This window comes from Lysinibacillus sp. NPDC097195 (genome assembly GCF_044762075.1).
Classification (GTDB): domain Bacteria; phylum Bacillota; class Bacilli; order Bacillales_A; family Planococcaceae; genus Lysinibacillus.
Genome location: NZ_JBIWDP010000006.1, coordinates 44,696 through 67,968 on the forward strand (window position 1 = coordinate 44,696; position 23,273 = coordinate 67,968).

The 23,273-nt window shown below is 36.6% G+C and carries 23 protein-coding genes and 1 riboswitch; of the genes, 20 read left to right on the plus strand and 3 right to left on the minus strand.

The features are described 5' to 3' along the window. Positions 1–13: 13 nt before the first annotated feature. Positions 14–739: a FadR/GntR family transcriptional regulator gene (locus ACIQXI_RS19560; protein WP_402927914.1), complete on the minus strand. Its 726-nt coding sequence runs from the start codon at positions 737–739 to the stop codon at positions 14–16. A 236-nt stretch (positions 740–975) separates the two neighbouring features. Here ACIQXI_RS19560 and ACIQXI_RS19565 point away from each other — a divergent pair, with 236 nt between their 5' ends. Together ACIQXI_RS19565 and ACIQXI_RS19570 are read left to right on the plus strand one after the other, a co-directional pair. Then, complete coding sequence (locus ACIQXI_RS19565; protein WP_402927916.1) at positions 976–2,361, plus strand: FAD-binding oxidoreductase; 1,386 nt, start codon at positions 976–978, stop codon at positions 2,359–2,361. Between the two features lie 11 nt (positions 2,362–2,372). Beyond that, entirely contained in the window at positions 2,373–3,356 is a 984-nt protein-coding gene (locus ACIQXI_RS19570; protein ID WP_402927918.1) for a bile acid:sodium symporter family protein, read from the plus strand. A gap of 102 nt (positions 3,357–3,458) precedes the next feature. Here the strand turns inward: ACIQXI_RS19570 and ACIQXI_RS19575 are convergent, their stop codons facing one another. Continuing rightward, positions 3,459–4,052, minus strand: a complete 594-nt coding sequence (locus ACIQXI_RS19575; RefSeq protein ID WP_402927919.1) for a TetR/AcrR family transcriptional regulator — start codon at positions 4,050–4,052, stop codon at positions 3,459–3,461. A 140-nt stretch (positions 4,053–4,192) separates the two neighbouring features. Between ACIQXI_RS19575 and ACIQXI_RS19580 the strand changes: the two genes are divergently transcribed. From ACIQXI_RS19580 to ACIQXI_RS19650, 15 genes are all read left to right on the plus strand, one after another. Next, the gene (locus ACIQXI_RS19580) at positions 4,193–4,963 is read left to right on the plus strand and encodes an SDR family NAD(P)-dependent oxidoreductase (RefSeq protein ID WP_402927920.1); all 771 of its coding nucleotides are present in this window, start codon (positions 4,193–4,195) and stop codon (positions 4,961–4,963) included. Between the two features lie 18 nt (positions 4,964–4,981). Next, the gene (locus ACIQXI_RS19585; protein ID WP_402927922.1) at positions 4,982–5,764 is read left to right on the plus strand and encodes a glucose 1-dehydrogenase; all 783 of its coding nucleotides are present in this window, start codon (positions 4,982–4,984) and stop codon (positions 5,762–5,764) included. 213 nt (positions 5,765–5,977) lie between these two features. Further along, positions 5,978–6,787 carry a MerR family transcriptional regulator gene (locus ACIQXI_RS19590; protein ID WP_402927923.1) on the plus strand — a complete coding sequence of 270 codons (810 nt, stop codon included), beginning with the start codon at positions 5,978–5,980 and terminating at the stop codon, positions 6,785–6,787. A 41-nt stretch (positions 6,788–6,828) separates the two neighbouring features. After that, positions 6,829–8,007, plus strand: coding sequence for an MFS transporter (locus ACIQXI_RS19595; RefSeq protein WP_402927925.1), 1,179 nt, complete (start codon positions 6,829–6,831; stop codon positions 8,005–8,007). A gap of 295 nt (positions 8,008–8,302) precedes the next feature. Further along, the gene (ltaS, locus tag ACIQXI_RS19600; protein ID WP_402927927.1) at positions 8,303–10,249 is read left to right on the plus strand and encodes a lipoteichoic acid synthase; all 1,947 of its coding nucleotides are present in this window, start codon (positions 8,303–8,305) and stop codon (positions 10,247–10,249) included. A gap of 312 nt (positions 10,250–10,561) precedes the next feature. Continuing rightward, the gene (locus tag ACIQXI_RS19605) at positions 10,562–11,515 is read left to right on the plus strand and encodes a tRNA dihydrouridine synthase (RefSeq protein ID WP_402927929.1); all 954 of its coding nucleotides are present in this window, start codon (positions 10,562–10,564) and stop codon (positions 11,513–11,515) included. A 135-nt stretch (positions 11,516–11,650) separates the two neighbouring features. Beyond that, complete coding sequence (gene nikA, locus ACIQXI_RS19610; protein WP_402927931.1) at positions 11,651–13,276, plus strand: nickel ABC transporter substrate-binding protein; 1,626 nt, start codon at positions 11,651–11,653, stop codon at positions 13,274–13,276. Between the two features lie 17 nt (positions 13,277–13,293). Further along, the gene (gene nikB, locus ACIQXI_RS19615) at positions 13,294–14,238 is read left to right on the plus strand and encodes a nickel ABC transporter permease subunit NikB (RefSeq protein WP_402927933.1); all 945 of its coding nucleotides are present in this window, start codon (positions 13,294–13,296) and stop codon (positions 14,236–14,238) included. After that, positions 14,235–15,068 carry a nickel ABC transporter permease subunit NikC gene (gene nikC, locus ACIQXI_RS19620; RefSeq protein ID WP_402927935.1) on the plus strand — a complete coding sequence of 278 codons (834 nt, stop codon included), beginning with the start codon at positions 14,235–14,237 and terminating at the stop codon, positions 15,066–15,068. Before nikB ends, nikC begins: the two co-directional genes overlap by 4 nt. Before the next feature lie 66 nt (positions 15,069–15,134). Continuing rightward, entirely contained in the window at positions 15,135–15,893 is a 759-nt protein-coding gene (locus ACIQXI_RS19625) for an ABC transporter ATP-binding protein (protein ID WP_402928056.1), read from the plus strand. A 44-nt stretch (positions 15,894–15,937) separates the two neighbouring features. Further along, entirely contained in the window at positions 15,938–16,777 is an 840-nt protein-coding gene (locus tag ACIQXI_RS19630) for an ATP-binding cassette domain-containing protein (RefSeq protein WP_402927937.1), read from the plus strand. Between the two features lie 134 nt (positions 16,778–16,911). Further along, positions 16,912–17,002: riboswitch (cyclic di-GMP riboswitch) on the plus strand. 167 nt (positions 17,003–17,169) lie between these two features. Further along, positions 17,170–17,544 (plus strand): hypothetical protein, encoded by a 375-nt coding sequence (locus tag ACIQXI_RS19635; protein WP_402927939.1) that lies wholly within the window; start codon positions 17,170–17,172, stop codon positions 17,542–17,544. 40 nt (positions 17,545–17,584) lie between these two features. Beyond that, positions 17,585–18,298: a hypothetical protein gene (locus ACIQXI_RS19640; protein WP_402927940.1), complete on the plus strand. Its 714-nt coding sequence runs from the start codon at positions 17,585–17,587 to the stop codon at positions 18,296–18,298. 39 nt (positions 18,299–18,337) lie between these two features. Further along, entirely contained in the window at positions 18,338–19,372 is a 1,035-nt protein-coding gene (locus ACIQXI_RS19645; RefSeq protein ID WP_402927942.1) for a methyl-accepting chemotaxis protein, read from the plus strand. Positions 19,373–19,466: 94 nt separating this feature from the next. Then, complete coding sequence (locus tag ACIQXI_RS19650; protein WP_402927943.1) at positions 19,467–20,726, plus strand: MFS transporter; 1,260 nt, start codon at positions 19,467–19,469, stop codon at positions 20,724–20,726. 396 nt (positions 20,727–21,122) lie between these two features. Here ACIQXI_RS19650 and ACIQXI_RS19655 read toward each other — a convergent pair whose 3' ends face one another. Further along, on the minus strand, positions 21,123–21,323 hold the full coding sequence (locus ACIQXI_RS19655; protein WP_402927945.1) for an alpha/beta-type small acid-soluble spore protein: 201 nt from the start codon (positions 21,321–21,323) through the stop codon (positions 21,123–21,125). Positions 21,324–21,516: 193 nt separating this feature from the next. On the opposite strand from ACIQXI_RS19655, the gene ACIQXI_RS19660 reads away from it, so the two are divergent. The 3 genes from ACIQXI_RS19660 (at position 21,517) to ACIQXI_RS19670 (ending at position 23,247) form a co-directional block, all read left to right on the plus strand. Then, complete coding sequence (locus ACIQXI_RS19660; RefSeq protein ID WP_402927947.1) at positions 21,517–22,014, plus strand: YehS family protein; 498 nt, start codon at positions 21,517–21,519, stop codon at positions 22,012–22,014. 153 nt (positions 22,015–22,167) lie between these two features. Continuing rightward, positions 22,168–22,362 (plus strand): hypothetical protein, encoded by a 195-nt coding sequence (locus ACIQXI_RS19665; RefSeq protein ID WP_402927949.1) that lies wholly within the window; start codon positions 22,168–22,170, stop codon positions 22,360–22,362. Positions 22,363–22,551: 189 nt separating this feature from the next. Then, on the plus strand, positions 22,552–23,247 hold the full coding sequence (locus ACIQXI_RS19670; protein WP_402927950.1) for a hypothetical protein: 696 nt from the start codon (positions 22,552–22,554) through the stop codon (positions 23,245–23,247). Positions 23,248–23,273: the final 26 nt, after the last annotated feature.

Here is a 23,273-nt window from a genome sequence, read left to right on the forward strand (position 1 = left end):
GGTAGATGCTTAGTTATATGTGTGGCTCGCCAATATGTTGGAAAAGCGAAGCTGTTAATTCTCGCCGTATTTGCTTAATATGCTTTTCCATTAGTTGTTTCGCTTGATGGGCATCACCGGCAGCGATTGCCAAATAAATTTCTTTATGTTCGTCAAGTGTCTCTTGTGTACGTTCTATATCTTTTAAGCGTTCTGTTCTGGTCACACGGATAGTATCTTGCATATGTTCGCTAAGTGTTTGGAACAATTGAGAAAAGATTGTATTGTGTGAAGCAAGAACAATACTTATATGAAAACTAAGATCCGCTTGAATCCCTAGTTCTACATCATGTTTCACTTGATCCATCATTTCTAACGCTTGACCGATGCGTGCTAAATCTTCAGAAGTGGCGCGTTGTGAGGCTAAAAAGGCACATTCTACTTCAAGTGTTTGGCGAAGCTCTAACATCTCATATATGAGTTTTTTTTCAGTTTTTAAAATAGTAGAGGAAAGCTCTTCTCCTAGTGAATGGCTTTCTGATGATTTAATAAAACTGCCACTCCCTTGCTTAATGTCAACAATCCCTTTTATTTCAAGCTTGCGAAGAGCCTCCCTAACCGATGTTCGGCTGACCTGAAAACGACTCGCTAATTCTCTTTCTGTAGGCAATTTTTCTCCAGGCTGTAATTCACCATTTAAAAAATATTCAGTTATTTGGTCAACGATGACTTGATAGGCTTTTTTCTTTGTTTGCAACATTCCCTATGTCCTTCCCCTCAATTACATAGTTAAACTAAATGTTTTAATCATACAGAAATACGGCTATGTTAGCAATCTAAGGTAATGAATAATTATTGATATTTTCAGAATATTAAGTATAATAATAATGGTTGGACCAATTTTAATATCATTTAAATTGGTAGGACCTATATATTTGAATTCAAACAACTAGAATAGCATACACAAGTTCCAACAAGGTAAAAGGGGAGAATAACATGATTGCAACAAATGAAGATGTGGTAAGTGCACTACGCAGTGTACTTTCAGAAAGCCAAGTGACGACAAATCAAACGATTTTAGAGCAACATAGCAGTGATGAATCTTATCATAGTTCTAGTTTACCGGACATTGTTGTGTTTCCGACTACAACAGAAGAAGTTCGTAAAACGATAAACATCGCCAACCAATTCAACATACCGATTGTACCATTTGGAAGAGGAACAAGCTTAGAAGGCCATGTCATTCCTTATGACCATGGAATAACAATGGATTTTTCCAACATGAACAAAATAATAGAAGTGAGGGACAAAGATTTTCTTGTCAAAGTTCAACCAGGGGTAACGCGTTCACAGTTGAATAAAGAGTTAAAAAAATATGGTTTGTTTTTCTCTGTCGATCCTGGAGCAGATGCCACACTCGGAGGGATGGCAGCAACGAATGCAAGTGGCACAACCTCGGTTAAATATGGCGTAATGCGCGATCAAGTTCGCGATTTAGAAGTGGTGCTAGCAGATGGAACAGTCATTCATACGGGCAATTTAGCAGCAAAATCTTCATCGGGTTATCATTTAAATGGTTTATTTGTAGGTTCTGAGGGGACGCTTGGTTGCTTTACTGAATTGACGTTAAAAGTTTATGGTATACCGGAACATATTGTGGCTGCTCGTGCTTCCTTTCAAACAGTGAATGATGCTGTTGAAGCAGTCGTTAGTATTTTGCAAGCGGGCATTCCCATTGCAAGAGTTGAACTAGTAGATGAACCTTCTATGAAACAAGTGAACTTGCATAGTCAGACAGCCTATGCGGAACAGCCTACTTTATTTTTAGAATTTCAGGGCAATGAAGCGGGCTTACAGCAAGACGTTGAATTTATGAAGGAGCTTGTGGCGGAGCACAATTGTCAACATATTGAATTCGAGACGGATACTGCCGCTCGCAATCAGCTATGGGAAGCGCGCCACAATTTAGCTTATGCCTATGTTCATGGTCATCCTGGCAAAAAGCTAATGGTGACCGATGTTTGTTTACCGATATCCGAGCTAGCGGGAGCTGTTGAACATGCGAGAACTGCCCTTAATTCGTTTGCCCTTACTGGGGGAATTGTAGGGCATGTCGGTGATGGTAATTTCCATGTACTGTTAATGATTGATATGACGGATACAGCCGAAATAAAAAAAGCCGATGACTTCAATGAATTGATTGTGATGTACGCACTTGAACGAGGGGGAACTTGTACAGGCGAGCATGGTGTTGGTATTGGTAAACAGAAATACCAAGAGCAAGAACATGGTAAAGCATTGCTTGTTATGGAAAAAATCAAACAAGCGCTCGATCCGGATGCTCTTTTTAATCCGAATAAACTAGTAAAAAATAAAAAATAGGGAGTGGAAAAATGAAAATTTTAGAAGCCATTAGTACGATTGCGGGCAAATATTTTGCTGTATGGGTTATCTGTATTGCTGTTATTGCTTTTATTGCTCCAGATCCATTTTTAATATTTGGAGGCTATATTACGATTTTGCTAGGCATCGTCATGTTTGGTATGGGGCTGACATTGAAAGCAGTTGATTTCAAAATGATTATAACGAATCCAGTGCCCGTTATTATTGGTGTCTGTGCCCAATATATTATTATGCCACTTACGGCTTTTTTAATTGCGTATATGATGAATTTACCTGCGGAATTAGCTGCTGGGCTAGTCCTTCTCGGTTCAGTTCCAGGGGGCACTGCTTCGAACGTTATGGTTTATTTAGCGAAAGGTAATGTACCGTTATCCATTACAATGACTTCTTTTTCAACGTTATTAGCGCCAATTGCAACACCATTAATACTATTGTTACTGGCAGGTAAGTGGATGCCGGTCGATCCAATGGCGATGTTTACTTCGATTATTCAAGTTATTATTTTGCCAATTATTCTTGGGCTTGTTATACGGAAATTTGCTCCTACAGTCGTCGAAAAGAGCATCAACGTTATACCGCTTATATCAGTAGTTGCAATTATTATCATTGTTTCTGCGGTTGTTGCTGGAAATGTCGCTAGCATAGCTTCAGCTGGCTTTATTATTTTTACGGCTGTCATGCTTCATAATGCATTCGGCTTGCTTCTTGGCTATTTAACAGCACTTGCGTTAGGGCTTGATGAAAGTAATCGCAGAGCCATTTCCATTGAAGTTGGGATGCAAAACTCTGGTCTCGGGGTAGCATTAGCAACTGCTCATTTTGGTCCGTTAGCTGCCTTACCTAGCGTACTTGGTGCGGTTTGGCATAATATTTCTGGACCGATTCTTGCGACGTATTGGTCGAAGAAAACAGCTAACGTTGCGACTATACCGAGTAAACAAATGCAAGAAAGCAACGTTGGAACACATATGTAAAAGAGACAGTACGAATTGACATGGTGCTGGAGCATTATAAAAAGAACGAATTTCCGGTGGGGAATTCGTTCTTTTTTGATTATTTAAATACAAATAGCTTTGTTAACTGTCGATTTCTTTTATAATAAATCCTCTTGCAAAAGTGTTGAAAATTCGATTGAGACGCTCTGTCATTTCACCAGGAGTCGCATCAAAATCTTGTGCAATCCAGTCCAAGATTAAACCAGCTGTCCCATATGCCATATAGCGCTTTTGGGAATGATCATCAACAACCGACACGCCGTATTGAATATCAAATTTATCTTTGAGCAAATTAAAAATCGCTTCAGGTAGTTGCTGGTGGATACGAGGTAACGTATCTTCTAACAGTAGTAATGTGAAGTAATCCCGGTGGTCGTAAATGTAATACAACAATTCAAAGGAATGGGTAGTCAACTCCTGTACTTTCACACGACTATTACTTTCATACTTAGACATGCTGTTATATTGGATAGCTTCAAACATTTCTTCCATTAACTCTTCAACAAGATCATCTATATTTTGATAGTACACATAAAAGGTTGTCCGATTATATTGAGCATAATCTACAATATCCTTCACTGTCACAGCACTAAATCCCTTTTTATGGACCATATCAATAAATGCCTTCTTCAAGAAATGCTTTGTACGTAAAGCTTGATTGGAATTAGATTTCATCAAATTTATCTCCTACATTAGACAGATTGATAAAAAGTGTTGGTTTCTTCGACATTATAGCAAATATTAAGGATGGCTTACAGAAAGTGAAACCCATTACACTATAAATGTAACAACAATCTTTAGGGGAGGTACAAAAAATGAGATTCGAAAATAAAGTGGTCATTATAACAGGTGCTGCAGGAGGTATCGGTAAAGAGATTGCTCGCAAGCTTGCCGGTGAAGGAGCTAAGTTAACCCTAGTGGATTTAAATGAAGCTGCGGTGAAAGCGGTTGCAGACGAGCTGGATTTAAGTGAGGATCGCGTACTGACTTTAAAGGCAGATGTTTCAAGTGAAGTAGAAGTAAAAAATTATGTTGATCAAACTGTATTAAAATTTGGTCGCATCGATGGATTTGCAAACAATGCAGGGGTAGAAGGTCCAGCAAAAATTTTAGAAGAAATTACTGAAGAAGATTTTGATTTCGTATATAGCATTAACGTAAAAGGTGCTTTCTTCGGTTTAAAATACGTTATGCCAATTATGAAACAACAAAAAGCAGGTTCTATTGTTAACACAGCTTCAGTTGCTGGATTAATTGGTTCGCCAAGTATGATGTTATATAATTCGTCAAAACATGCTCTAATGGGCATTAATAAAGTAGCTGCGTTAGAAGCTGCTCCATATAATGTACGTGTTAATACAGTCAACCCTGGTGTAATTAATACACAAATGATGCGTCAAATCGAAGCGAAAGTTGCACCAGGTGCCGCTGAAGCAGCGCAATCCGCCTATCAAGATGCAGTGCCAATGAAGCGCTATGGTGAACCGAATGAAGTAGCAAATGTCATTGCATTTTTACTATCAGATGAAGCTTCTTATGTAAGTTCTTCATCTTACACAGTAGATGGATCATTATATAACATTTAACAACGGAGGGAATTTCAAATGAAACGTTTTGAAGATAAAGTAGTCATTGTTACAGGTGCAGGATCTGGTCTTGGACAAGCAGCAACACTTCAATTAGCACAAGAGGGTGCGAAACTAGTATTAGTTGACTTGAATGAAGCGGGTTTAAAGGAAACGGAAGAAAAAGTGTTGGCCATCGCACCACAGGCTGAACTGTTCTTAATTGCAGCAAATGTGGCAGATGAAAATGCTGTAAAAGATTTTGTAGATGCGACAGTAGAAAAGTTCGGCAAAATTGACGGGTTCTTTAACAATGCAGGTATTGAAGGAAAACAAAATTTAACAGAAGACTTTGGCATTGATGAGTTCCAAAAAGTTGTTTCCATTAACTTAAATGGTGTGTTCTACGGCATGAAATACGTTTTAAAAGTAATGAAAGAACAAGGATCAGGATCAATTGTGAATACGGCATCTGTAGGTGGTATTCGCGGTGTTGGTAATCAATCAGGTTACGCAGCATCTAAACATGGTGTTGTCGGCTTAACACGTAACTCTGCAATTGAATATGGTCAATTTGGTGTTTCGATTAAAGCAATCGCACCGGGTGCCATTATGACACCAATGGTAGAGGGCTCTTTACGTCAAATTGGTGGCGATAATTGGGAAGAGGTAGGAAAAGAATTCGTCAAACCAAACCCAATGCGCCGCTTCGGTAAACCACAAGAAGTTGGTTATTTAGTTGCCTTCCTTCTTTCAAGCCAAGCAGACTTCATTAATGGTGTTGTTGTGCCCATCGATGGTGGACAATCATATAAATATTAATTATTGTGGAGTGAAATACTCGCAATCTTTATATAGTAAGAAAGGTGAAATTGACTACGTTCAATTTCACCTTTCTTTTTTCTTATTTACATACCATTATGTAGTATTGTCAGATAGTAATAGTTATTGAAAATTATTTCAAATAATCATTTGACTTTCCCCCTTACTAAAGGGTTTATACTTTGGTTAAATAACGAAAATGGAGGATTGAGGATGTTTAAAATCGGTGAGTTTTCTCTGTTAAGTAAAGTGCCTGTAAAAACATTGCGTTACTATGACCGTATTGCGCTATTAAAGCCGCAAAAAACAGATCAAGCAACGGGGTATCGATATTATGCGGCAGAACAACTATTAGAAGTAAATCGAATTTTTCTGTACAAAGAATTAGGTTTTACGTTAAAACAAATTGCTCAGCTCCTTCATGAAGAAATTTCCTTAGAGCAGATTCAAGGAATGTTTAAGCTGAAAGAGAGCGAAATTCAACAACTGGTAGAGCGAGAACAAGAAAAATTAGACCGTATTAAAGAACGGATGCTGTTAATTGGTCGGGAAGGGAGTGCAGAAAAAGAGCAGGAAGTAATTATCAAAACTGTTGAAAGTGAGCGACTTATTGCTTTTCAAGCTTGCGGATCAGTAGAAGAGATTCCCTTGCTCTTTGAGACACTGAATCATTTGTTAGAAAAGGAAAATCGAGATTTGATAACGGAAACACAAACCGTGTTATGGAAGGAATCTGCGGACAAAGATTTTGAATTTGAAGTAGGCTATTCGCTCAAAGGTAAAGTTGCATCCGTGCCACAGCCGCTATCTATTCGTACATTACCAGCTGAGTCCATGATGGCTACGCTGCTATTTCGTGCAAATTCTCCTTGTGCACAAACTGCTTGTCTTGATTTGGCCACATGGATAGAGAAAAGTGGCTATCGCGTGAAAGAAGACCAACCGGGTCGGGAAATTTATTTTCCTTCTTCTGAAAATCAAGAAGATCGATTAATTGAAATTCAAATTCCAATTGAGCTATGAAGTGAAATTTTAGCACATTAAAATAAGGGAGAAATGTTTTGGTGAAAAATAAAACAGTTATTTATTTGCTTGCACTAGCAGTCTTTTTAATAGGAACGATTGAATATATCATCACAGGTATTATCCAAATGGTAGCAATAGACTTAAGTGTATCTACATCTGTAGCGGGTTTATTGGTCACTGCATTTGCACTGTCAGCAGCCATTGGTGCTCCTATTGTCATTGCGCTGACAATTAATGTTGACCGAAAAAAAATATTGTTATGGATGCTTAGTCTGTTTATTATAAGTAATTTTATTACGTTTTTTAGTCATAGTTTTGCTATGGTTCTTCTTTCAAGAATTTTGCAAGGATTAAGTGGTGGTATCGCTACTGTTGTGGCTATGGCTGTTGCAACTCGCCTAGTTGACAGCGAAAAAAGAGGAAGTGCTATTGGGATTATTTTAATGGGTTTAAGTAGCTCATTAGTTTTCGGTGTACCACTAGGCACAATTCTTAGTGAGATGATAGGATGGAAGGCATTATTCATATTAATTTCTGTAATAACCATTATTCCATTAGTCGTTGTTTATAGGAGTGTTCCTACAATTAAAGAGCAAGAACCCGTAACCATTGCTATGCAGTTAGCTATATTAAAAGATAAAAGAATTGTGTCAGCCGTTGCAGTGACCTTATTTTATGTAGGTGGCTATTCCACATTATTCACCTATTTAACACCATTCTTACAAGCTTCAGCAAACCTTTCAATTGCAAATATTAGTGGTATTTTATTACTTGCGGGTATTTGTAGCTTTGTTGGCTCAAGCATTGGTGGGGTTGTGGCGGATAAAAAGGGTCCTAAATTTACGATTTTCACCGGACTAGTTCTACAAATTCTTATGTTGTTGTTACTAGCAGTAATCGGAGGAAATCTTGTGGGTATTATTGCAGTTATTATGATTTGGATGATTGCCACGTGGAGTACTTCGCCAGCACAGCAATACTATTTAGTTACATTAGTACCGAAATCTCCTGATATTGCTTTAAGTGTCAACACTTCATTTATTCAATTTGGTTTCGCCTTAGGGTCGGGATTAGGTGGTTTTGTCATAAGCAACAGTTCTGTATTGCATCTTAGTTTGGTCAGTGCCGGCACAGTTGTACTTGCTTTAGTAATGACCACACTGTTAGTAGCTTTTGAACGACATGCAAGTAGTAAGTCATTGATGGAAAAATGTTAGTGTGTTTTTTGTACAAACCTAACGTTGTAGCGAGTTTAGTATACAATTTGCTTAATTTACCCTGTAGATGTTAGTGTAAACTAACGTTTACGGGGTATTTTTATGGCAAGTAGTAAAGTTATTGAGAACAACGAAACTAATTCTCTTGCAATATCGTCTACAACTTGACAGAAGTGTGAAAACGGGAGTATTATACATTAGCCGCCGAAAAAAAGCTATAGTGAAGTAATAATTTTCCGAAATTTATACTTATAGTCTAAATGTAATTTTAAATAAGTAATAGGTAGGTGCAAAAATGAAAAATCTAGTAAGTAAAAACTTAATAAACAAATTTTTAGGGTTTTATATATTAGCAGTTGTCATGTTATGGTTGAAAACATATATCACGCAGACAGCACAGTTTGATCTAGGTGTAGAAGGTGCGCTTCAACAATTCCTTTTACTACTAAATCCACTAGGATCGGCAATGCTATTCCTAGGGTTCTCGTTTTTATTTAGAGGGAAGAAAAAATATACCTCACTCGTAATAATTTACACACTAATGTCTATTCTTTTATATGCTAATGTTGTATATTACAGATTCTTTAGTGACTTTATTACATTACCGACAATTTTCCAAACACAGAACTTTGGTGATTTAGGTGGTAGTATTCTTTCTTTATTAAAACCTTATGATATTTTATTCTTTGTCGATGTATTTTTCATGATATATTTACGTTTCTCAGGGAAAATACAAAAACAAACAACGGCTATGGGCTATAAAAAAGCATTCGCTATTATTGCGTTTGCCTTAGCAATCTCAATCGTTAATTTAGGATTAGCTGAAACTAGCCGTCCACAACTATTATCTCGAGGTTTTGATAGAAACTATATTGTGAAATATTTAGGTATGTATAACTATACGATTTATGACACAGTTGAAACGATGAAAGCATCTTCAGAGCGTGCTTTGGCGGATAGCAGTGATATTACAGAAGTCATTAACTATACAAAATCTAATTATGCCAACCCGAATCCGAAGTATTTTGGTGCAGCAAAAGGAATGAACGTAATTTATTTACATTTAGAGTCATTCCAGAACTTCCTTATCGACTATAAATTAAACGGTCAAGAAGTTACACCATTTTTAAATTCATTAGCTAAAGATCAAAACACATTGTATTTTGATAATTTCTTCCATCAAACAGGGCAAGGTAAAACATCTGATGCAGAATTTATGTTAGAAAACTCTTTATTCGGATTACCACAAGGTTCTGCGTATATTACAAAAGCACAAAATACGTACCAAGCAGCGCCTAGTATTTTAAAAGATTACGGTTATACTTCAGCAGTTTTCCACGGTAATAACGGAAGCTTCTGGAACCGCAATGTCATTTATAAATCATTTGGCTTCGACAAGTTTTATGATGCAAGTTATTACGACACAGGCTCTACAGAAAATATGGCTGAATACGGTTTATTAGATAAACCATTCTTTGAACAATCTCAAAGTTTCTTAAATGCATTGCCACAACCGTTCTATACAAAGTTAATTACGGTAGGGAACCACTATCCGTATAAAATGAACCAAGATTTAGTAACAATTGAGAAAGCTACAACTGGTGATGCAAGTGTAGATAATTATTTCCAAACTGCACGTTATGCAGATGAAGCGATTGAACAAATGTTTAATCAATTAAAAGAATCTGGTTTATATGATAATTCGATGATTGTTCTTTACGGTGACCATTATGGTATTTCCGATAATCATAATAAAGCGATGGCACAGGTGATGGGTAAAGACATTACACCTTATGAAAGTGCTAATTTACAGCGTGTACCTTTATTTATTCATGTTCCAGGTATGCAAGGTGAAACAAACCATACGTATGGCGGACAAACAGACTTGCTACCAACATTATTACATTTACTAGGTATTGATACGCAAAACTATGTGCAATTTGGTTCAGATTTATTATCTGAAGAGCACAATGAAATCGTACCGTTTAGAAATGGTGATTTTGTCAGCCCTTCGATTTACTCGATTAACGAGAAATTCTACGATAGTAAAACTGGTTTACCACTAGATGATAGCCAATTAGAGGCTGCGAAGGCGATGAAAAAAGAAGTAGACCTTAAATTAGGTTTATCAGATAAAGTAGTAAACGGCGACTTATTAAGATTTTATACACCAACAGGATTTACACCAGTCGATCCTTCTAAGTACAATTACAATAAAGAGGCAGTAGAAGAAACGAAGTAAACCTTAAGTTTTGGAGGGCAGTTCGAGAAGATGTGTTGGATATCGATATAATAACGATATCTACCGTTTTCTTGAATTGCTTTTTTATTTAGTGTCAGTCTCATTAGATGGACTGACTTTGAATTGAAGTTGGAAATCTAGTGAAGCACAAACTGTCAGAAGATAAATTAAAAAAGCTAGGTTATACTATAATAATGACTTACTTGGACCTAGATGTAAGCTTGTTAGCGGAAGTGTTCAAGGTAAAACTAGAAATAATTGGGGAACTCAGTTTGATAGGGGCACTCAACATGAGAGGATTTGAATTAGCAAATGACAACTAATTTTTGGCAGGATTTACCTAGACCATTTTTTATACTTGCACCAATGGAAGATGTAACAGATGTTGTGTTTCGTCATGTAGTAAGTAAAGCGGGTAGACCAGATGTGTTTTTCACAGAGTTTACGAATTCGGATAGTTATTGTCATCCAGAGGGACATAAAAGTGTACGAGGGCGTTTGCTGTTCACAGAAGATGAACAGCCAATGGTGGCACATATTTGGGGAGACAATCCGGAGTATTTTCGTCAAATGAGTATTGGCATGGCCGAGCTTGGCTTTAAAGGCGTTGATATTAATATGGGCTGTCCAGTACCGAACGTGGCTTCACGAGGCAAGGGAAGCGGTCTAATATTGCGCCCTGAAGTTGCTGCGGAACTTATTCAAGCAGCGAAAGCAGGGGGATTGCCTGTTAGTGTGAAAACAAGACTTGGTTTTACAGAAGTGGATGAGTGGAAGGAATGGCTTACACATATTTTAAAACAAGATATCGCCAACCTTTCGATTCACCTGCGTACGCGTAAGGAAATGAGTCAAGTAGAGGCACACTGGGAGCTAATCCCGGAAATTAAGAAATTGCGCGATGAAATTGCCCCACATACGCTATTAACGATTAATGGTGATATTGCGGATCGTCAAACTGGCTTGAAGCTTGTTGAGCAATACGGTGTGGATGGCGTAATGATTGGACGAGGCATTTTTAAAAATCCTTTTGCCTTTGAAAAAGAGCCAAAAGAGCATAGTAGTAAAGAATATTTAGATCTTTTAAGATTACAGCTTGATCTTCAGGACCAATATGCAGAAGAGCTACCGCGTTCCGTGACAGCACTGCATCGCTTTTTCAAAATTTATGTTAAAGGATTTCGCGGAGCTAGTGAATTAAGAAATCAATTAATGAACACGAAGACAACGGATGAAGTACGCGCACTGCTAGATCAATTTGAATAAAAAAACATGGGTGCCAGTCACTCAAACAATTCTGAATTGTTTGAGTGACTGGCACTTTTTTTCTTGACAAAAAAAAATTCTGTTTTTAATATATAAATGAAAATGATTATCAATATCAATAAGGAGGTAATTTAAATGCTTTGTGCAATTAATAAATCAGGGGTTTTCTTAACATCTTTGTTTATTTTTTTGCTAACAACAGTATTAGTTGGTTGTACAAAAGCTAGTGAAGAGTCGACATCGTCAGAAAGTGAAGGGGCTAAAAACATGTTAACGATTGCATGGCCTAGAGATGTGGGGGAAATGAATCCACATGTTTATAATCCTACACAATTATTCGCTCAATCAATGGTATACGAACCATTAGTGAGTTATCAAAATGGAGGCGAGTTAAAACCGCATCTTGCTGAATCATGGGAAATTTCTGAGGATGGTAAAGTGTATACATTCCATCTTCGTAAAGACGTAAAGTTTTCTGATGGCACAAGCTTTAATGCAGAAATTGTTAAAAAGAATTTTGATACGATAATGAATAATCTTCAATTACATAGTTGGTTAGGTTTTCTTTCTAAAATAGATCGAACGGATGTAAAGGACGAAAACACGTTTCAAATCACGTTAACAGAGCCTTATTATCCAACGATACAAGAGTTAGCTGTCGTTAGACCTGTTCGCTTTTTAGGTGAGGCTGGATTTCCTAAAGATTCCGATACGTCAAAAGGCATTGAAAAAGCGATTGGAACAGGTCCATGGATTTTGGATGAACATAAAGTGGATGAATATGCGGTGTATAAACGTAATGAAAGTTATTGGGGTGATAAACCAGAAGTCGAAAAAATAATGGTGAAAGTCATTCCTGATGCGGAAACAAGAGTACTCGCCTTTGAAAAGGGTGATGTAGATTTAATTTATGGTGAAGGAGCTATCAGTTTAGATTCCTTCCTACAATTAAAATCCACTGGAAAATATAACACGAGTATTTCAGAGCCAGTGGCAACGCGATTACTTGTAATGAATACAAAGATAGAACATTTGTCAGATGAACGTATTCGCCAAGCGCTACATTATGGATTTAATAAAGAATTAATGGTAGAAGGAATTACGTCAGGCTTAGAAACAGTTGCCGAACGTATACTGTCAACGAATTTCCCTTATACATCTAAAATTGATGTGAAGCCGGTTCTATATGATGTCGACAAAGCTAAGTCTCTATTAGAAGAAGCAGGTTGGATTCTTCCAGAGGGGAAAACAATTCGGGAAAAAGATGGGCAACAGCTAACTATTGAATTAATGTACAATTCAGCCGAAACAATTCAAAAAGTAATGGCAGAAACTTTGCAATCAGAATGGGCTGCCATTGGTGTGAAATTAAATATTGTTCCGCTAGAATTGGCAGAACAGATTCAACGCTTCAAAGATAATAACTTTGCTATTAATTTCTTTAGTAATTATGGTGCTCCATATGATCCGCATACTTTTATTAATATCGTAGCAACTGAAGGATTTGGATTTAGTGAAGCAATTTCAGCTTATCCGAACAAAGATGAGTTGCTAAAACAAATGAGTGAAGTCCCTAAAACTACGGATGAAAATGAGCGTCAACAATTATACGCATCGATCTTATCATCACTACAAGATCAAGGAGCGCTTGTTCCTATTTCCTATTTAAGCCAGACAGCAATCTATCAAAAGAACGTCACTAACTTTACGTTTCCTGCTAATCGAGACGAGCATCCATTCACAGGAATTAGCATTAAATAGTGGGCTAGGGGGATTTGATGGGTACTTATATACTTAAAAGAATTACGTCGATTATTCCGGTTTTTCTGTTGGCTACGCTACTAACGTCAGGAATGATCCATCTATCACCGGTGGACCCAGCTGAGGCCTATTTAGCAGCGGCTCATATTCAACCAACAGATGAAATATTAGCTCAAAAAAGACAGGAATTTGGTTTAGACCAACCATTTTTAAAACAGTATATAAACTCTATTATGAAAATCATTCAGCTTGATTTTGGTCATTCATATGTTTCTAAAAATCCTGTCTGGGACGAGGTTACATCTAAAGTTCCTGCTACTATCCAGCTAGCTTTAGGGAGTTTAATAATAGCAGTGGTAATTAGTGTTCCTCTAGGTTTCTTAGCGGGAATAAGGCAAAACAGCATTATCGATTATTTTAGTCGCTTACTCTCGTATATAGGATCATCAATTCCTTCTTTTTGGCTTGGGTATATATTGATTTTTTTCTTTTCTGTTAAACTTAATCTATTTCCGGTGGAGGGTATGGGGACATGGCAGCATCTTGTTCTGCCCTCCATTACATTAGCTGTCCCTTTAGTTGCGATGTATACAAGGCTATTGCGTGCAAGTGTCTTAGAAAATTTACAGGAGCCTTATGTATTATTTGCACGGGTGAGAGGTCTAAAAGAAACAATCATTATGACAAAGCATGTCTTAAAAATTGCGATTTCTCCAATGATTACTGGACTAGGGATAAATTTTGGAAAGCTTCTAACTGGAGCAATTATCGTTGAAACAGTTTTTTCTTGGCCAGGTTTTGGCCGCTATTTTATTGAAGCTATCTTAAATCGTGATATACCTATTATTCAATGCTATGTCTTAATGGCTGCTTGTTTATTTATTATTAGTAATTTAATTGTAGACCTTATTCAAATGTATATTGATCCCCGTATTTCAAGAAAAGAGGGGCGTCTTCAATGATAATAAGAATACGTGAATTGTTGAAACATCAAAAAGTAATTTCCATTTGTTCCATCGTTTTAGCTATTCTATTTATCATCGCAATCTTTGCACCTTGGATAGCACCAAATAATCCTGTTGCTGTTAATTTAGCATATAAGTTGCAATCGCCATCATGGCAGTTTCCATTAGGGACGGACCATTTAGGCAGATGTAATTTATCACGGATATTATTTGGTGCTCGTATTTCATTGGGCTTTGCTCTGCTAATTTTTATTTCTTCATTGATGATTGGTTTGATTGTAGGGACCTTATCTGGATATAAAGGCGGATGGATTGATTATATATTAATGAGAATATGCGATGGTATTTTGGCTTTTCCAAACCTTATTCTTATCCTAGGCTTAGTTGGTATATTCGGGCCTGGGCTTCCACAGGTTATTTTAGCGCTAATGCTTGTGCAATGGGTCTATTACGCCAGAATGTTCCGTGGAATGGTGCTTAGTCTGAAGGAGCAGAACTTTATTGCAGCTGCGAAAATTTGTGGCTCTTCTCAACGGAAAATAATTAGAAAGCATATTATTCCTAATGTTCTTCCGCCACTTGTAGTAATTGGGACATTAGAAATTGGCTGGGCAATTATCGATATCTCGGCACTGTCGTTTTTAGGCTTTGGAGTAGAACCCCCAATACCAGAATGGGGGGCGATGATTCATGAAGGAAAAGCATATATACGAACAAACCCAGAATTAATGCTTTATCCGGGCTTGAGCATTATGCTGGTGATTATTACGTTCAATCTATTAGGCGAAGCGTTAGCAGAACGTTACGGCATCAAACGTAGCTATTAAAAAGGAATGAGACTGTTGGCACTTGAACAGAGGAAGGTATTAGAGGTTAAAGATTTAGTTGTCAAAATGAAAACGAACAATAACTATATAACCATTGTTCAAAATTTAAACTTTAATTTATATAGCGGGAGGGTACTCGGACTTGTTGGGGAAAGTGGAAGCGGCAAAACGATAACTAGTATGGCAATTCTTCAGCTTTTGGATAAAAAGACAACAACCATTTTTGGTAGCGTAACTCTACAAGGAAGAGAATTGAATGGCTTAGGTGAGAAAGAAATGCGAAAAATACGCGGTAAGGATATAGCGTTTATTATGCAAAATCCGATGAATGCCTTTACACCTGTTTTTACTATAGGTCACCAGCTAATTGAAACAATACGCTCTCATACACAGTTGAGTAAAAAACAAGCTAGAGAGCTAGCTATTGAGGCTTTGCAACAGCTGAACTTACCTAATCCTGCGAATTTATTAAAAATGTATCCTTTCCAATTAAGCGGGGGAATGCTTCAGCGGGTGATGATTGCTACTGCAGCATGTTTACATCCAGCTGTTATTATTGCAGATGAACTAACAACTGCCCTTGATGTAAATAATCAGAAGAAGGTGTTGCATCATTTAGAACATATTCGTGCTGAATATGGCTCTGCGATTTTATTAATTTCTCATGATTTAGGTGTAATTTCAGAAATGGCTGATGAAGTCGTTGTTATGCAAAAAGGTAAAATAGTCGAACATGCTGATGTTATCCAATTATTTAACGAGCCAAAGTCTGACTACACGAAGAGGCTATTAAATGCGCGAACAATATTTCATTTACATGAATAAGCTGTATTCGTGATTAATTAATGGGACATAAAGAAGGGTGAAAAATGAGTTTATTACAAGTGAAAGGTGTATCTCATAGCTATGGATTCGATTTAAGTAACTTTTTTAAGTGGAATACTCGATCTAAAAAGGTACTTTCTAGTATCACACTGTCGATTGATGTGGGAATTTGCTTAGGGGTGCTTGGGACGAGTGGAGCTGGTAAAAGTACTTTAGGGAAAGTGATTCTTGGTTTACAACGACCACAGTGTGGACAAGTTCTTTTTCAAGGGCATGATATTTATACAGCAGACAAGCATACTCGTTATAAAATTCGCCGTCATTTGCAAGCTGTTTTTCAAGATTCTTACTCATCAGTTAATCCCCGTATGACTGCTGAACGCATAATTGCCGAACCATTAGAGAATTATGAAAAGCTTACTTTAGCTGAATTAAAACGAAGTGTGATTGAATTATTGGAAAGGGTAGGTCTAAGTGAAAAGGACTTAAAAAAATATCCCCATCAATTTAGTGGTGGCCAATTGCAACGCATCAATATCGCAAGGGCCATATCACTCAAGCCGAAATTAATTGTATTAGATGAGTCCATAAGTAGTTTAGATATGGTCAATCAAACGCTTATTTTAGAATTACTAAAGGATTTAAAAAAAGACTTCGGGCTGTCGTATTTTTTTATTACCCATGATATTAAAGCAGCCTGTGCAATCAGTGATCAATTAGCTGTACTTGAAAAAGGTGAAGTAATTGATTTTTACGATTGTAAAAATCAATTTTTCACTTCGGAACACCCTGTAGTAAAGACTATGATAGGGTCAATGCTTGCGGAGCATCCGCAAAAAAACATCGGTGCCAGTCACTCAAACAATTCTGAATTGTTTGAGTGACTGGCACTCTTTTTTAAGCAAAAAATACCCTGTTATTTACCTAATATTTCTAAGCTAATAATACTAATGTCGACAAAAATTGACAAATGATCTATAATGTAAAATTGTAATAATGTCAGTATATTATTTTAGAAAAATGAAAAAGGCAAACTTACTGAAAATTAAGGACGCAAAGCTACGAGTCTACCATCCCAAAGCAAGGATTATGATAGTCGGGTTGCCACTAACAATAAGCAATTAGTCGGCTATCCTACTCTAATCAAGGATAGTTTTTTTATTTAAATGGCGAAGGACTTGGAGCATAGATGTCATACATTGTTGTGTACGTTTACTTGAGCACACATTTCAATGTTGGAAAGCAAAGCAAACGAAATGAGTAAAGGAGATTAGAGATGAAAGTCGTTGATAAACAGAAATATAATATGGCGATTTATGAGGCAAAAAAAGAAGTACATGTCCAAATACATGGTTTTATTAAAGCAGATCTTGTAGAGGACTATATGAGAGATCTGGAAGCGACTGTTGCAAAAGTACAAAAAAGTACCTATACATTTGTAGTCGATGCAACGTATCAGTCACCAGTTCCTTCAAAGGTTTCTTCAGAGCTTGGACAAACATTAATGTTTTATGCATCACTAGGCTTTAAGGATATTTATATTGTGAATCCAGCATCTAAAATTGCCTATGTGCAAGTGCGAAATGCATTAGAGGGCGTTCATTTCCCTGGTACAGTTGTTGATAATGTTTCACAATTAGCAACGCGTTAGTCTTTATATTTAAACTCTAATATGAGAAGGGATTTTACCTATGCAAACTACAGCAGATTTATATACATATGAAATTCTTACGAAAGACCAGACAAATCTAATTGAAAAGACAGCCGCATGTTTAGCTAGTACATTTGTTGGTGTCAATGTTGCGGGCAAATGGGTGCAAGAGCCGATAATTGGGTACTCCTTAAAGCTATCGTACGATGATTTTTATCAATTTACGAAAGAATATATTGAGGCAAATGTACATCAAGGTTATTGTGCTGTTGCATTAGACGAAGAACATAATGTTGTCGGTGCCCTTGTGGGTGATACAAATGCCCTTGAAGTGATTGAAGGCGATATTTTTAGTGGCACATTTTCAGATATGAATATTGTCATGCGTGTATTAGAGGATATTGATATTCGTTTCCTAGCTGATTATAAAAAACGCTTTGGCAAAGATATGGAAGATGGAGAAGTTTTACATTTATTTTTATTAGGTGTTATTGCTGAGCGTAACCGTCACGAAATTGTCCAAACGTTAGGTGATATATTAATTAATAAAGCAACTCAACAAGGATTAAGACTTGTTTTAGCGGAAGCGACTAATCCTAAATCAATGACTTTATTAGAAAAGTTTCATGGCATGCCAAAATATGTCGATGTAGAAGGAAACTTTATTGTACACAAATACGAAGACAATGAGCATTTAAATGATATTCCAGCAGATGTGGCAGATGGCATATACATCATTGTCAAAGAGCTATAACATTCCAACAATCATAGTAGAATAGGAGATATTTATGTCATGGACGTCATTATGCTAGCCGTTATTGTGTTGTTATTATGTACATCTTTGTATTTTGCTTACCGATATTTTTCACTGAAACGTCAATCTCAAACAAATACGGAACTGGTTGAGAAAACGGGAGAATTATCAATTGAACAAACAAAAGAACAATACCTTTCGTTTGCCAAAAATGTGAATGAAAGAGGTCAACAACTTGCTGAGAATGGGGAATATGCAGCTGAAAAGGCTGATATTGTAAGAGCCGCAATCGACGAAGTTGGTAAAGGATTAAAAAAACAATTAGTTGCTACTGAGGAAAGTTCTACTTCTATAGAAGATATGACACAGGCAATTGAAGAGCTGTCGATAAGATCCAACCAAATTTCAGAACAATCGAATACGACGTTGGAGTTAACGCAAGATGGTAACGAAAAGTTAAAAGATTCGATGGTGAAAATGGAGCAATTCGATCAAACGATTAATACAACATTTGATGCAATCAATATACTTGGGGAAAAATCGCACGAAATTGGCATGATTGTCAAAGTAATTACGGGCATTTCCGAGCAAATTAATTTATTAGCATTAAACGCAGCAATCGAAGCAGCTCGTGCAGGTGAGCATGGCAAAGGGTTTGCTGTAGTTGCGGATGAGGTTCGTAAATTAGCTGAACAATCACATCATTCAGCTGCTGAAGTATCAAACATTGTGAAAAATATTCAAGAAGAGACAAATCGAGTTGTTACATCAATGAAGCAAGGAACAGAGGAATTTGCTCAAACGAATACAACCATATTAGAAATTGGCTCGATGTTTGAAAAAATCGTAGAAACGACAAAAATTATTGCTGAAAATAATGCCAATTCATCTGCGAGTACAGAAGAATTATCTTCGAGCTCTCAGCAAATTATGGCGACGATGAGGGATATTTCTTTCATTTCTCGCGAATCCGTTGAAATGTTTGAAGAGTTAGTGGAAATTAGCGACGACGAATTAAATACAATGCAAAAACTAGTGCAAGAAGCAGAAAATCTCGCTAATTTAAAAATATAGAAATAATGGTGCCAGTCACTAAAACAATTCAGAATTGTTTTAGTGACTGGCACTTTTTCATATGATTTAGAAAAGCTAATAGGAGTAGATGTTAATGGACAAACAAAATAGCAAATACAGATGGCTTGTATTTGTTGTTGTATTGTTTACGTATTTATTAATGGCAAGTCAACGCACGGCACCAGGTTTAATTACAGACCAATTAATGCGGGATTTCCATGTAACAGCAGCAACAATTGGTCTGTTAACGAGTATACAGTTTTTTGTCTATACAAGTTTGCAAATTCCAATGGGCATTTTGGCGGATCGTTATGGCCCGAATTTCTTTTTAATTTTTGGTTCGACACTGACAGGTTTAGGCACAATTATTTATAGTTTCGGAACGCATGAATACGTTTTATTTTTTTCAAGAATACTTACGGGCGTTGGAGATGCAACTATTTGGGTCAATATGGTGCTTATTTTAGCGCAATGGTTCCATCGAAAGGAGTTTGTTCGATTAATTGGTTTGGCCGGGATGACAGGGAGTCTTGGCTTTTTATTGGCGACAGTTCCTTTTTCCGCATGGATCGATTTGCTTGGCTGGAGAATGGCTTTTTTATCAGCGGGACTCTTATTATGTTTCTGTGGCTTCGTCCTTTATATTGTATTGGAAAAGAAGCCGAAAACGCTCTTTGTGGCTGAGCAAGTAGTTGACATAACAAACCAGCGTGAAAAAACTTCCATGTTAATAAGAAGAATATTTTCAAATCGGCAAGCGTGGGCGCTATTCTTGTGCCATTTTGGCGTAGTAGGAGGATATGTAGGATTTATCAGTTCGTGGGCAGTACCATACGGCATGAATATGTATGACATGACACGTTCAGGTGCTAGCCAATTAATTATGATTGGTCTAATTGGTGCACTTATAGGCGCTCCATTAGCGAGTTGGGTTTCCAGTAAGTTAGAAACAATAAAGCGACCATATATTGTTATTCATCTAATAGTGCTACTAGGATGGTGTTCGTTTCTGTTATTCAATGGGCAACCATCCTTTAACTTGCTGATGCTGCTATTTTTTATTATAGGCTTTGGTTACGGTGCCAGTGCATTAACCTTTGCTGCTGTACGACAAGCATTTCCTTTAAATGAAGCGGGCGTCGTATCGGGGTTTGCAAATACAGGCGGTTTCCTTAGCGCTGTATTGCTGCCTATTATTTTTGGTAATTTGTTAGATCACTTTCAAGCTATTTCAGGAAATGTTAGTGATGGCTACTATTACGGTTTTATCGCGCCAGTAATGTTCTCTATTATCGGTTTGGTGGGTGTGCTGTTATTTAAGGAAAAGCGTATTGATATTGTGCAGGGGAAGTAAATTGCCTCACCATTGAATATGTGTGGAAGATTATTATTTGCGGTAACAGGGAAAAATGAATTTAATGTGAATGAAAAGCTAGCTATAGTAGCGAAAGTTATTATATTAAAAGAGCAGTTTAGTTGAAGAATTAGAAATAGAAGGTTATTTTAAATAGGTAAACTAAAGTGGCACTATTGTTAAAAAGCTTTTATTCCACTTTACGTATGGGAAGGAGTCAGCGTTTTGGGTATAACTAGTATGTTCGGATACGTAATTATAGGAGCATTACTTATTCTTTTAGTAGTATTCGTTGTTGTAATGATCAATGGAGCGAAGAAGAGTAAAAAATAAGTTAAGTAAGTGCCAGGCACTAAAACAATTCAGAATTGTTTTAGTGCCTGGCACTTTTAATTTTTATAAACCTTTTGCTTTTTTTTCTGCCATTTGTACAAGTCGTTTTGTGATTTCTCCGCCTACTGAACCGTTTGCGCGAGAAGAAGCATCTGGCCCAAGTTGTACGCCGAATTCTTGTGCGATTTCATATTTCATTTGATTGACTGCTTCTTGTACACCAGGAACTTGAAGTTTATTAGAACTTCGATTGTTGTTAGCCATTTTTCTCACCTCCTTGTGCTATTAGAATGGTCGTGCGCTAGTTTTTCATACATTTAAAAAGAAGGAAATGTGCAAGCTAAATACTATAGTTAGGAATAACAGGAAAGGTAGCTATAAATGCAATTTACTCTGTTATAATAAAGCCTGGCTCTTAAAATTAAAGCTTTGCTAGATGATCAAGGAGGTTTTTAGTATGACGAATAACGATATTTTGATTCGTTTACGATATGCATTGGACATTAAAAATACCGATATGGTAGAAATTTTTAAGCTAGGTGGCATGAAATATACAAAAGATGATGTAATGAACATGCTTATAAAAATTAAAGATCCCGAAGAGGAGATTCCAGAGCACTACATTAAGTGTAATAACAAAATGTTAGAAGGATTCCTTAATGGGCTCATTATATTTAAACGTGGCCCACAACAGCCAAAACAAGGGCAACAGGAAGGACCACCCCCTGTTACTGGAACGGAAAGCCGCAATAATATGCTGTTGAAAAAAGTAAAAATTGCATTGTCTTTAACAACGGAAGATATGCTAGAAATTTTATATGAAGGTGGCGTAACAGTATCGAAAGGGGAACTCGGTGCTATTTTAAGAAATCCGAGTCATCGCAATTATAAAGAATGTTTAGATCGATTTGTCCGCAATTTCTTAAAGGGACTAACATATAAATATAGAGATTGAAAACACATTCATTAGGTAATTAAAAAATATTTTGTAAAAGTACCATTTTTTTCATTAGAACTGTTGATAAATGTGACGGAATTGTGTACACTTAAATAGACACAAAATTGTCACAAAGGGAAAAGAAATGTTCATGAACAGAGGGGTGCTTTTATGATATTTTTTGATCTTATTTTAATTGCTGTTTCTTGTGTTAGTATTCCACTGATAGTTGCTGTTATGTTAGATATTTTTTATGCAGAACGCAACAAAGTTCGTTTTTCATTACGCCGTACTTCTGTATGGTATGTCTTTGTTTTTGCTTTATCCTTTATTCCATCGGTGTTACTCGTAACACAATTTACATGAATTTGTTCAATAAACATTTAGGGGTAAGTGTTTATTAAATTTATGAGCAGCGACACGTCTTCCAAACGTGTTGCTGCTTTTTTGTCGTTGTCGATTATCATGCTGGAATGAAATAAGAGATAACTGAATAAGATTTCTAATATATAGATGTATTTTTCCTATCTATTATTTTTTGAAGGTGGGATGTTTATGAAAACGGTCTTTCTATTATTGTTAGGTACAATTTATTTGTTTTTATCCAATGCTATGGAAGCGGTACTAATTAAGAAAATATACTTTTTAATTGGCTTAGCGTTAGTGAGCGTTGGAGCCATTCGTTATATTAAAGGAATATATCATAGTTATAAAATAATGACTGAACTAAAATTAGCTAGTGAAGAAGAATTTAATAATATTCCCCATACACATGGCACCATCGCCAGTGACAGTTTACATGCCTTGTTATTGAATGAGCAGACAAAAACATTGATGCTAGCTGAGAGAGAGGATTGGGAAGCAGAGGTAACAAAAAAGGAAATTTATTTTAACGAACTATATGAAGTAGCGATTGTAGAGGACGGTGTTATCATAGCAAGAACAAGTAATGGCTTATTGAGTGATTCACTACTAGAGGAAGAAGGGGACTTTTTAGTAGCAGATGATGATATAGATGAAGACGATTATGAGGAACTGGAAGAGGTGTCACATTTAGCTTTAAAAATGGTTGTAGATAATATTTCTGCACCCATTATGGAATATGTATTTTTTGAACAAGAGGATGGTATTGCAAAAGAGGATGATACGTATATCGAGGCGATGGAATTATGTGAACAATGGTTTCAGAAGCTCAGTATTATTATAAAGCGCCATGAACTGGAAAGAGTACCTATTCGAACTTGGCAGTAATGAAGGACACTAGTTGTCCGAAAATA